Raw genomic sequence first — 12,199 nt, 5'->3', positions numbered from 1 at the left:
AAGTAGTTGGGGAGTTAGTAACAGATGAAAAAGGAGAAGCGATATCAAAAGATTTGCCAATAGGTAACTATACCTTAGTGGAAGTAGAAGCACCAAAAGGTTACGAATTATCAAAAGATAAAATAGCTGTAAAAATAGAAAAAGATGTAGTAGTAGAAATTAAAATAGCAAATAAGAAATTACCAGATCCGATGGGGAAAATGAAGTTAGTGAAAGTAGATACGAGTGATAAAAATAAACAGCTAGCAGGAGCAAAATTTCATATTGAAGATTCAAATAAAAAAGTAGTTGGGGAGTTAGTAACAGATGAAAAAGGAGAAGCGATATCAAAAGATTTGCCAATAGGTAACTATACCTTAGTGGAAGTAGAAGCACCAAAAGGTTACGAATTATTAAAAGATAAAATAGCTGTAAAAATAGAAAAAGATGTAGTAGTAGAAATTAAAATAGCAAATAAGAAATTACCAGATCCGACTGGGCAAATTGAAATTGAGAAAGTCGATGATAAGGATATTAATTTAAAACTAAAAGGTGCTGTATTTCAAGTCTTAGATAAAGAAGGTAAAGAAGTTAGTAGATTAACAACGGATGAAAAAGGAAAGGTGATTTCCGACCAATTAGCACTTGGAAAGTATACGATTCAAGAAATAAAAGCACCAAACGGATATATGTTACTTAGAGATCCAATAGAAATAGAAATTATAGAAGCGGTAAGGACACAAAAACTAACAGTGAAAAATGTGAAAAATAATTGGGTAATCCCTAACACTGGTGGCAGTGGAACAACAAGTTTTTACGTGATTGGTTTTATGTTAATGTTTGGTGTTTTATGTTTATGTAAGAAAAATCGTATATAAATTGTATAAAAATAGTTGTATTTCATGAACTGATTCTATAAAGTTAGAAAATCGTTTTGTTAGACAAATTTCAGGCATGAGTTCGGTATTGTACTGTACTCATGCTATTAAATTGGTTGAAGAAGGAAAGATAATACTAAACATAGAACATATTAATAAATTAATATGTTTACGAAGTGAAGGTGATGGCAATAAAACAAGACGAAATTAAAGTAGTAGTCGGAGCAGGGGTGTTTAATAATAATCCTGGATGGATACAAACGCAAGAAAATGAACTTAATTTACTAGATAAAGCTACGTGGGAAGAAAGATTTGAATACAATTCTATTTCAGCTATCTTAGCTGAGCATGTATGGGAACACCTTACGTTTGAAGAAGGTGTAAGAGCTGCTGAAATTTGCTATGAATTTTTAAAGCAAGAGGGGCATATTCGGTGCGGCGTTCCTGATGCATTTTTTCGAGATGAGGCATACCAAAATGTAGTTCAAATAGGTGGACCTGGCCCAAAAGATCACCCAGCAGCAAGTCATAAAATCGTTCATAATTATAAAACATTAACGAAAATGTTTGAAACTGCTGGATTTGAGGTAGTTTTGCTTGAATATTGTGATGAAAATGGTCAGTTTTATTACAATGAATGGGATGCAAACGACGGTTTGATTTTCCGCTCGAAAAGATATGATTCTAGAAATAAAGGCGATAAACTTGGTTTTCCGTCTTTAATTGTTGATGCGATTAAGAGGTAAATCATTCAACAAAAGCAGGAGTTAATTTTATAATTTTATGAGTCGCAAATGCGGCTCTTTTTATTTGTGCGTAAGTCTATATTTAATAGGGAAACGTACATACATGATAATTAATTCTCACGATTATATAACTCGATTTATAAAATATTTAAGTTTTTATCATCACCATTAACTTTAAATTAATACTTCATTGACATAAAGATTTATTTTATATTTATATTCGTGTAAAACGAAACAAGAACATACATTCTATACAAGGGGGCAATCAATATGATAGCTGAAATTGGGAAACTAACTGATGGATATATTGTAAAATTTGAACGCGAATTTCCATATACAATAGAGGAAGTTTGGTCTGCTTTAACAGAAAACAGTAAGCTGAAAAAATGGATGTCTAATTTACAGATTGAAAGCCTTAAAACAGGTGGAGTCATAAAGTTTGATATGATGGATGGTACATTCATAAATATTGATATTTTAGAATGTCAAGTAAACTCAGTACTTGAATTTACTTGGGATAAAGATCGTGTCCGATTTGAAATACATAAAGAGGAAAATGGTTCTTTTTTACTTCTTAAAGAATACATTCATGAATTAACTGATCATACACCGAAAGATATAGCAGGTTGGCATATTTGTTTAGATCTTTTTTCTGCCGTTCTAGAAGGAGAAGAAAAAGAATTTTCTAAAGATGAATGGCAACAATGGTTTGAAATATATAAAGATAAGGTTATTGAAGTGAGAGGATTATTACCTTAAAGGTTATATTAATTGTGTAATTATTATATTATAAAAGTGATTATTAAGATTAAAAACAGTTGATAAGTGGTATTGTTGTTGTTTGTTAATCTTTTCGTTTTATTGTCTGTTTTTTTGCATTTAACAGAAATATATACTTGAATGAAGTATATATTTCTGTTAAATTTATCCTATGGATAGAACAAGCTTAATTAAAGGTCATTTAGAAATGTGTGTATTATCTATTTTGTCGAAAAAGAAAAGTTATGGCTATGAGATTATGAAAGAGCTAGAAGTACATAATTTAAAGTTGAAAGGAGTAGGAAGCATTTATCCAATTCTAACTAAGTTGAAAAATCAAGAGTGGGTTAACACTTACCAAGAAGTAACAGACAGTGGTAAAGTTAGAATTTATTATGAACTTAATGAAAACGGTAAAATACGTCTTGAGAAGAAAATTAATGAGTGGTTAGAATTGCAATCGGATATTCAAACATTACTAAAAAGCGGTTTGAAAGGAGACCTTCTGAAATGAGGAATAAATTGATAGGTAAAGAAAAGCAATTTTTAACAGACGTACTTAAGGAATTAAAGCAATACGATATTAGTCTAGAAGAAAGGGAAAATATTAAGCGACAAATATTAGAACATATTCAAGAGTGTCGTGAACATGGAGAAGATAGTATAGATGATTTAGGTACACCTGAATTATTTGTTCAAGATTTTTTAGAAATAAATGAAATTGATTCACAAGTTAAAATGAAACAACTTCAAAATGAAAAGGGCAAATTCAACACATTTATGTTACGTGGCATATTCATCGCAATTATTACTTACCTCAGCTCGCAAATTATATTTTCAATATTTTTAACTGAATCATTTAATCAAAATAATAGTAAAAGTGCATTTCAGTATAATCTTTTATATCGAATATCAGAGTATCAATGGTGGAACGCATTATTAATAATGACTAGTTTGACGCTCTCTATAGTAGTATTTATTAGCTTAGTAAGTTATAAAAAAAGAAAGCATCTAAAGTATAATGAAGAATACAATCTATAAACTGTCTCTAATTTTTGTTCTTTTTAATGTATTAATATTATGTATCACACCTCCCAAAGTTTATGCTCAGCAAAATATTAAAGTTACATTAGATAAGTATATTGAAAAATTTATAAAAGAGCAGAACATTCCGGGAGCTTCTGTTGCAATTGTACATAATAGAGATGTATTCTTCACAAAAACGATGGGGGTTACTGGAGAATCTGGAAAAAAGGTAACTAGTAAAACACCATTTGCAATCGGCTCTATAAGTAAATCTTTAACAGCTTTAGCTATAGTGAAATTAATAGAAGATAAAAAAATAAAATTAGAGGATCCAGTTCAACGATATCTCCCTTGGTTTAAACTAAAGAATCCTCAAATATCCTCAACTATAACAATCCAACATCTACTAACTCATACAAGCGGAATCAGCACATATGAAGGCTTAGCATTATCAGATAAGCAATCCAAAAGTTCTACAGCATTAAAAGAAAATGTAATGGAGCTTTCAAATGTAAAAGTAACTGCTCCACCAGGTGAAAAATATCAATATAGTAATGCGAATTATATGGTTTTAGGCGCACTTATTGAAGAAGTCACAAATGAAATATATTCATCATATATGGAAAAGTATATTTTTCAGCCGTTAAATATGAATGGCGCGGCAGCAAGTAAAGAAATTGCATATGAAAAAGGCTATTTAACAGGTTATCAGTCGTGGTTTGGCATACCAAGAAAAAGTGTAGTGTCCTATGATAATGCCGGGGCACCATATGGTTATATTACCGCGAATTTGGAAGATATGATTCAATTCATTATGTTTTTGAATCGCCAAGAAAATCCTCAATTTTTAAAGCAAGAAAACATGAATCTTTATCTTTCACCACTTTATCAAACAAATTCAGAAAAAAGTTATGGTTTTGGATTAAGAACAACAAATATAAATGAAAGCGAAACGATGATTTGGCATTCAGGATCAACGCCCGATGCTCGTGCAGAAATATTTACTTTAAATAAAAGTGGCTGGAGTGGTGTGATTTTAACAAATAAAAATCATGTATTAGAAGAAACCGCACTATCAGAATTGAAAAAGGGGATTATTAGTATTTTGAATGGAGAAGAACTGATTGATATCTCTAAAAACATACCATTAACACAAATTATTTTGTTGATAGTTACACTCATACTTTTCATAATATCAATTATGTTAATGAAAAAGTATAAACATGTGAAAACTGTAAAAAAGGTAATTTGGTTATTCATAGGGAGTCTATTCCTACTATTATCTATTATTTTTATCCCACTGCTTACTTATAGTACGAGTTCACCATGGCGTACGATTAAAATATTTGCGGCAGATGTAGGTTTATTTACAAGTATTATAGTAATTTTATTAGCTGTGAACGGATTATTATCAATCTTTATAGGCATAAGACGGTATAAGGATAAATAATTAAAGAAATATAATTCAAGTGTTATAAACAGTTGACTCTCACACAATGTCATTGTTTAAGATAAAGTTGAGCTTCAAAGTAGATGTAACTTATAGGAGGAAATCATGTTTAAAATAGGGGATTTTTCGAAACTATCTTCCATTAGTATACGTATGTTGAGACACTACGATAAAGTTGAATTATTACAACCAATAAAAGTTGATGAGCAGAGTGGATACCGATACTATTCAGCAGCCCAATTAAAGAAAGTAAATCAAATTCAAACGTTAAAAAATATGGGATTTAATATCGCTACCATTAAAGAAATAATAGAATGCGATAATATAGATGGTATTAAGGAGCAGTTTTTAAATCGTAGTGCTCAAATTAAAAAAGACATGACTAACCTCAAAAAACAATTACGTCTCCTCGAAGACTCAATGAAAACGATGAGAGAGGATGTTGTTGAGATGAATTATCATGTTTCAATAAAAGAAGTTCCAGAAAGAACTGTAGCTAGTGTTAGAAAGATTATTCCATCGTATAATTGCGAAGGTGATTTATGGAGTATATTAATGCAAGAAATTCAAATGGAGAATATTAGTATTGACCATCCGAGTTATAGTATTGCGGTTTTCCATGATCGTGAATACAAAGAAAATGATGTAGATATAGAAATACAGCTAAGTATTCTAGGAAAGCATGAAAATACAAAAGACGTTACATTTAAAAATGTGGAATCAGCTAATGTAGCTTCCATAACGGTTAATGGAAGTTATGAACAAATGACAGCTGTAAATGAAGCTGCGGCAAAATGGATTGAGACAGAAGGTTACGAATTAGCAGGCCCAATGTTTAATATTTATCATGTGAGCCCAGCGATGGAATCGGATCCTAATAAGTGGGTTACAGAAGTTTGTTATCCAGTAAAATGATGATAAAGAAAAAGGCATTATGATATGCCTTTTTTCTTTATCAACTTATCCGTAATTGCAATTAACCAATCATAATTATCTTTCCTACTATTATAGTTTTCGTATCGGACTATATAAAGCAATAAAGACTTCAATTAATTTAGTAAAAGCAGCTAAAGCAAATACAAACACTGGATTATAAGCTGAAATAATGCCTCCTGCTAATGCTCCGAGTGGCATAGCTAATCGTGTAAGTACACGCGAAAATCCTAAAACTCTCCCTTGCACATTTAATGGAACTGTTTCCTGGCGAACGGTGGCTACAATTGTATTCCATGCAATATTGCAAGTCATTGCGATACCGAAAGCAATTCTAGGAGCGAGCCAATATGTATTCCAAAGCGCGAAAGTTAAGCCAATTGCTCCAACAAATAGGAGTAAAGGAATTAGTATGCCGCGCTGTAACCTTTTTTCTAAAGGAACTGCAATCAAGCTTCCTAAGAGCCCGCCTATTCCAATTAGTGAATAATTAAAGCCACTTTGTTCCGGCGTAAGTTGCAATGTGGATAGTAAATAATACATGAACACACCTAAAACCGCACTTGCTCCAAAGTTTCCAATCATAGCTTGAAAAGATAAAGCTAAATTTAAACGGTCATTTTTGAGCCATTTACATCCATTAACCAAATCAGCTAGTACATTTTGAAGTGTATTTTTATCTTGGTATTTCTTGTTTACGGTTTTCATAGACGGTAATAATATCACAGCAATTAATGTTGCAATAAATGAAAGAACATTAATCCAAAGCAACTGAAAGCTACCAATAAAAGAAACGAAAACTCCAGCTATCATTGGACCAAATAAACTGGCTAATTGATTGACCATTTGATAGAAAGAATTGGCTTTCGTTAAGGATGCTCCGGCAATTTGCGGGATGACTGTAACAGTTGTTACATCAAAAAGCATGGACATAACTGTTAACATAAAAGTAATTATGTATAAATGCCAGATTTGTAATAGATGTAATGAATGTAGTATTGGAACAAGACTTACTAAAATAATATTAGTAATATCCGCTACCAAAAGTAACTTTTTTCGATCATAACGATCAATTATTACACCAACTAAAGGGCCAAATAAAACGATTGGTAATACGTTAATAGCAAATAAAGAACTCATTATTACAGCTGAACCGGTTAATTGATAGGCAATCCAAGGTAACGAAAAAGTATACAATGAGTCTCCAATTCGTGAAATGAGTAAACCAAAAATAAAAATCTTGTATTCTTTAGAAAAAGTTGTCTTTACGGTAAGGCTACGTTGTTGCATAAGTTTCACACTGTTTATACCACCTTTATTATAAAGAAATTTGAAAATAATTCGTCCAATACTTGTCATATATAGAATTCTTTAATTTTTTGGTTAATCCTACTTTTTACATGTATTTTAAGGAGGAAATAAAAATGAAGAATGTAAAAGCAGTCTGTACTGTTTTAAATAGTATGTGTGGTTGGGGAGAGATGTAGATTACACACATAAATAAACCATAAAAATGTTATGTAAACTATTTGTGCATATGGAATATATTTTCCTTATAATTTGTATTTTATAATATATAATAGAAAGTAATTAAGGACGGTTATTTGAAAGGAGTGATGTTTTATGAACAAACAGAAGAAAATCAAGCATGAGGTAAAAATAAATTGAGTATGCGTATCATACCTCTATCAACTACGTTCGCTCAAAGCTAGGAGCAGCACATGATAAATATTAGAATTGGAAAAAATCAATACCCATTAACATTGGCTGAGGAGCATAATTTTGATTGGTTAAAGGATGTAGAAGTGTTTACTGTGTTTGATCAGCAAGATTCAGGAAATATTAGCTTTGGTATTATTGAAAATGGAAAACGTTATTTTTTGAAGTATGCAGGTGCACGCAATTTAGAATACAAAGGCAAGATAGAGGACGCGATCCAACGATTAATGAAGGCAAAAGAAGTGTATGAACAAATTCAACATCCTTTACTAGTTCCATATATTAATCCTATTCAAATGCAAAACGGATTTTGTTTAAAGTTTCATTGGATTGATGGGGAATGCATGCACAATCATTGGGACTTTACACCGTTTGAAAAGCACCATGCACCAAATTCGCCTTTTGTTAAGCTAAGACAATTATCAGTGACGGAGAGACTTAACATATTGACACAAATTTTTGAGTTTGCAGCCTATGTGGAGTCATTAGGATATGTCATGGTTGATTTTTATGACGGTAGTATTTTATATAATTTTGAGCAATCAAAACTTACAATCTGTGATATTGATTTCTTTCAAAAAAAACCTGTATTCAATAAAGTTGGGGAGGATTTTTGGGGAGCAGGTCGTTTCAAAGCACCTGAAGAATATGAACTGCATGCACAAATTACAAGCGAAACGAATGTGTATGTGTTAGCCGGAATTGCTTTTGCTTTTATTGGCGGGAAAAATGATAAAAGCTATGAGAAATGGGAGAGCACACTAGAATTATATAATATGTGTAAAAAAGCTCTACATAAAGAAAAAAATAAAAGATATCGCACTGTTCAAGCGTTTTATGAAGATTGGCTGGCATATATAGGGGAAATTGGAGGATCTTTTTCACAAAGAATCAATAGCATAAGCGTTAATAGAGGGGAAAATACAAAATGAACGAATTAGAGTACAAAAACTTTTATGATAAAGTAGGAAGAGTAAATGGGTGGGATTTTAGTAAAATAAAATGTGAAACTGTAGGAGATACATGGGACTTTTATGGAGAAGTGAAAGAAAGATGTAAACTAACAGACACTCTACTTGATGTTGGTACAGGTGGAGGGGAAAATGTACTTAACATAGCATCTTCAGCTAAATTGCTAATTGGAATTGATAATTCTAATGGCATGATTGAAACGGCACATTCCAATTTAAAAAAATCAGGTGTACAAAATGTTGAGTTTTTTCAAATGAATTCTGAAGCGTTAACGTTTCCGCTTGCCCATTTTGATATCGCTTCTAGTTGTCACGCACCATTTATAGCATCTGAATTAGCAAAAGTAATGAAACAAGGTGCTTTTTTCTTAACACAACAAGTTAGCGAACATGATAAATTGAATCTTAAAGAAGCATTTGGAAGAGGACAATGCTTAGGTGAAAGAGATGGTACATTAAAAGAAAAGTATATGAGTGAACTTATTAGTGCAGGATTTGAACTCGTGCAAGTACGTGAATATGATGTTACTGATTATTACAGTACGCGTGAGGATCTTATTTTCTTATTAAAACATACGCCTATTATTCCTAATTTTGGAGAAGAGGAAGAGGATTTTAATATTTTGCAAAAGTTCATTAAAGCTAATAGTTCTGAAAAAGGTATTCGTACGAATTCAAAAAGATTTATGATTATTGCTGTAAAATCATAATATGTTTTGTTGTAAAAGCTGCTCTTTGTTTAAGAAAAGGCAGCTTTTTTGTATGGAAACAATGCAGGATAAACTTAAATATTCATACTAAAGTTGTAGTTTGCATTTGAAAAATCCATCCTTCTGTTTGATTTTATCTATTTATAAGTGTAATACAATACAAATAGATAATAAGAAGCAAGGGGGTATGCAATGTGATTACACATATATCAGATATAAAACTACAAACGGTTTCTATAGAAGGGGTAAAACAAGTTTATAAGGACATATTATCTTTTCCAATAAAAAAAGAAACGGCATCATTTATTCAATTTAAAGTAACACCTTACACAACAATTAGTTTTCAAGAAGTGTATGAGCCAATCGCTCCAGCACATTTCGCCTTTGAAATTTCATATTCAAAATTTCATGAAACAGCAAAATGGCTTGAAAAGTCTGGGTTACTTATTGTGAAATGGAAAGATGGAAATACAATTGGTGAGGAGAACGAGCTATTCAATTTATACTTTAAAGACGGAGATGGAAATCTACTCGAAATTATCGCACATAGTTATGTTAAGGAGGATGTATTAGTACCGCAGTCACCTTTAAACATTTTATATGTAAGGGAAATTGGTCTTCCTGTTAAAAGTGTACCTGTATTTACGGAATGGTTGAAATTAAATCTCGATATGAAAACGATGGAAGATGGAGATATTTTCAACTTTGTAGTTGGCGGCACTGCATATATCGTCGCAACTTGGTGGCAGCGACCTTGGATCCCAATTGCGATGAAAGCTTTACCACCGAAAGTACATGTTTCTTTTGGAACACCAGACGTCGCATTTTTACAGCGAATCCAAAATAACTTTAAGAAAAATAGTGTACTATTTGAATGTAAACGTAATGAAGTATCATTTATTGAGCAAGGATATACATTTTCAATTGTGCATACATCAGAGTTTCATTCTGATATTCCTAAACAATTAAACTTACCGCTTTCTATTTAATGATGGAAAGCGGTAAGTTTTTTGTATAGTCGTGAAGAAGGTTTTAGCTAGGGTTATAGTGAATGTAAAGAGAGGTATAAGGTGCTATTCTAATTTATGTTAAGGGGAGAAATGAAGTGGTTTTAGGTAATCCAATTGCAAAAGGGAATACAGCGGAAATTTATCTATATGATAAAAAGATTGTAAAATTATTTAAAGAATATCTTCCAGATACAGAGTCTATAAATGAAGCAAAAAAACAAAAATATGCTTATTCATGTGGGCTGCTAGTTCCAAAGGTATTTGAAGTGACAAAGATACAAAATAGACAGGCAATTATTATGGAATATGTAAAAGGGGAGAACATTGGTGATCTCCTGCTTAATAATTTGAATGAGGCAGAGCGTTATATCGGACTTTGTGTTAATGAGCAAAAAAAGATCCATGATATACGTGTGAATACAGATGAAATGGAGTTAATGAGGAAAAGGTTAGAGCGTCAAATTAAATCTGTACATCAATTGGATGAAAACAAAAAGAAGAATATATTACAAAAATTAGATTCTATTACATTTGATTTTAGGCTATGTCATGGAGACTTTCATCCATTTAATTTGATTTTGAGTAAGGAAGGGAAAGTGAAAGTTATAGACTGGGTAGATGCTAGTTCAGGTGATATTCGTGCAGATATATTTCGAACATATTTATTGTATGCTCAGACTTCTTTAGAATTAGCTGAAATGTATTTACACTTATATTGCAAAAATACTAGTTTGTTAAGAGATGAGATCTTTGAATGGGCTCCTATTATAATTGCAGCTAGATTTTCTGAAAAAGTAACACCGCAAAATGAAGTGTATTTGAAAAGATTATTGAATCAGTATTTATAAGTCATAAAAAAGGTTGTCAGCTAATTAATAAACGCTGGTGTTTAACTAAAGTTTCCTTGTAGTTAAACAACAGCATTTTTAAATTTTGATATACGTATATTTATTTTCAATCTTCATTCTATAAAGGTTCATTATCCGTACTTGTTCATCAGTTAATTCTTCTTTATCCCAATACATATGCATTAAGCTATATTCAAAAATCTCTTTTAATTTAATAAACAATGGAAACTTCTCGATCATCTCTTTAGGTAGTTCATTTTCTTCTTGGTACCCTTCAAATAGTGCTTTTGTAATGGAATGCTCATACTCAACGATATTTGCATTTCCAGCAAATGAATATTCTATCGCACTATAAATAGGAACAGCTAAATCGAATAGGTAAAAATGTTTTTCGCAATCTTGAAAATCAATCATTGTTATGGTTGAATTGTTTTCAACTAAAATATTTTCTAGCCATAAATCTCCGTGAATTAAGCCGTAATTTGAAGTGGATTTTTGTAGCTCTTTTATAGAATTTAAAACTTCAGATGCAATTTCCCTAATAGTAGTTTCTTCTTTAGGAATATACTTAAGGAAATTATATTCCTCATTCTCATACCAGTCGTTAATATATTTAATCGGTTTAGCTTTTTCAAAGATTTTAGATATACGATGCAATTTTCCGATTTGTTGACCAAGCTTTTTAAATATAGTAGAATTCCATTCGCATCTTGGTAAATGTATACCAGGAGCAGCTTTATATAATACTGTAAAAAGCTCCTTGTCTAATGTTAATTTTTCTACAAGATTCCCTTGTAAAGAAGGGAGTATTGGTGGAACATCTAAACCGTTTTGGTATAAAAAATTCGTATATGTAACTTCTTCTAATTGTTCTTCATACGTTTTATAGTTTGTAATTCTAATGAAGTATGTACCTTGTTCAGTGAGACATTTATACATTTCATTTGTTATTGGTTGAATGTTAATAAAATTCAACGGATATAGTTCATTTATGAATTGAAGTATTTCTTTTTCTAGTTCTTTCATTATAATTTCCTTTCAAAACTTTTATTTTTTAACTAGAGAATTAAAAGAATCTTATTTTACAAAATTCGAGTTTAATTTTCGAAATCCTTTAAAATGAAATATGATATAAATTGTCTTTTAATAATTAGTTAAGTGTTGCCAGCA

Annotated in this window: 13 protein-coding genes; 11 read left to right on the top strand and 2 right to left on the bottom strand. The window is 31.1% G+C overall.

Annotated features, from left to right (window positions below; all coding sequences use genetic code 11):
* The 7 genes from ACTFRN_RS16895 to ACTFRN_RS16865 all read left to right on the top strand — a co-directional run.
* A partial coding sequence (locus ACTFRN_RS16895) for an MSCRAMM family protein (RefSeq protein WP_440038296.1) occupies positions 1-857 on the top strand: 857 nt, incomplete at its 5' end.
* A gap of 185 nt (positions 858-1,042) precedes the next feature.
* Positions 1,043-1,603 (top strand): class I SAM-dependent methyltransferase, encoded by a 561-nt coding sequence (locus ACTFRN_RS16890; RefSeq protein ID WP_014893705.1) that lies wholly within the window; start codon positions 1,043-1,045, stop codon positions 1,601-1,603.
* Positions 1,604-1,873: 270 nt separating this feature from the next.
* Positions 1,874-2,362 (top strand): SRPBCC family protein, encoded by a 489-nt coding sequence (locus ACTFRN_RS16885; protein WP_014893704.1) that lies wholly within the window; start codon positions 1,874-1,876, stop codon positions 2,360-2,362.
* A 172-nt stretch (positions 2,363-2,534) separates the two neighbouring features.
* Positions 2,535-2,876 carry a PadR family transcriptional regulator gene (locus ACTFRN_RS16880; protein ID WP_014893703.1) on the top strand — a complete coding sequence of 114 codons (342 nt, stop codon included), beginning with the start codon at positions 2,535-2,537 and terminating at the stop codon, positions 2,874-2,876.
* Positions 2,873-3,403, top strand: a complete 531-nt coding sequence (locus ACTFRN_RS16875) for a hypothetical protein (protein WP_014893702.1) — start codon at positions 2,873-2,875, stop codon at positions 3,401-3,403. Before ACTFRN_RS16880 ends, ACTFRN_RS16875 begins: the two co-directional genes overlap by 4 nt.
* Positions 3,384-4,838 carry a serine hydrolase domain-containing protein gene (locus tag ACTFRN_RS16870; protein WP_049112686.1) on the top strand — a complete coding sequence of 485 codons (1,455 nt, stop codon included), beginning with the start codon at positions 3,384-3,386 and terminating at the stop codon, positions 4,836-4,838. The genes ACTFRN_RS16875 and ACTFRN_RS16870 overlap by 20 nt, the downstream gene beginning before the upstream one ends.
* A gap of 105 nt (positions 4,839-4,943) precedes the next feature.
* Complete coding sequence (locus tag ACTFRN_RS16865; RefSeq protein ID WP_000472606.1) at positions 4,944-5,753, top strand: MerR family transcriptional regulator; 810 nt, start codon at positions 4,944-4,946, stop codon at positions 5,751-5,753.
* Positions 5,754-5,843: 90 nt separating this feature from the next.
* On the opposite strand, the gene ACTFRN_RS16860 is transcribed toward ACTFRN_RS16865, so the two are convergent.
* Positions 5,844-7,070 (bottom strand): MFS transporter, encoded by a 1,227-nt coding sequence (locus ACTFRN_RS16860; protein WP_088106774.1) that lies wholly within the window; start codon positions 7,068-7,070, stop codon positions 5,844-5,846.
* Positions 7,071-7,492: 422 nt separating this feature from the next.
* On the opposite strand from ACTFRN_RS16860, the gene ACTFRN_RS16855 reads away from it, so the two are divergent.
* From ACTFRN_RS16855 to ACTFRN_RS16840, 4 genes are all read left to right on the top strand, one after another.
* A complete protein-coding gene (locus ACTFRN_RS16855) occupies positions 7,493-8,422 on the top strand; it encodes a serine/threonine protein kinase (RefSeq protein ID WP_000608315.1) in 930 nt (309 codons plus the stop codon).
* A complete protein-coding gene (locus ACTFRN_RS16850) occupies positions 8,419-9,171 on the top strand; it encodes a class I SAM-dependent methyltransferase (protein ID WP_088106773.1) in 753 nt (250 codons plus the stop codon). The genes ACTFRN_RS16855 and ACTFRN_RS16850 overlap by 4 nt, the downstream gene beginning before the upstream one ends.
* A gap of 194 nt (positions 9,172-9,365) precedes the next feature.
* Positions 9,366-10,160 (top strand): VOC family protein, encoded by a 795-nt coding sequence (locus ACTFRN_RS16845; RefSeq protein WP_000627940.1) that lies wholly within the window; start codon positions 9,366-9,368, stop codon positions 10,158-10,160.
* A gap of 116 nt (positions 10,161-10,276) precedes the next feature.
* Complete coding sequence (locus tag ACTFRN_RS16840) at positions 10,277-11,029, top strand: aminoglycoside phosphotransferase family protein (protein WP_000242845.1); 753 nt, start codon at positions 10,277-10,279, stop codon at positions 11,027-11,029.
* A gap of 78 nt (positions 11,030-11,107) precedes the next feature.
* Here the strand turns inward: ACTFRN_RS16840 and ACTFRN_RS16835 are convergent, their stop codons facing one another.
* On the bottom strand, positions 11,108-12,055 hold the full coding sequence (locus ACTFRN_RS16835) for a phosphotransferase enzyme family protein (RefSeq protein WP_074567919.1): 948 nt from the start codon (positions 12,053-12,055) through the stop codon (positions 11,108-11,110).
* Positions 12,056-12,199 lie beyond the last annotated feature (144 nt).

Source organism: Bacillus cereus group sp. MYBK245-2, from assembly GCF_051916145.1.
Lineage (GTDB): Bacteria > Bacillota > Bacilli > Bacillales > Bacillaceae_G > Bacillus_A > Bacillus_A pacificus.
This window is presented reverse-complemented; position numbering and strand designations above follow the sequence as displayed.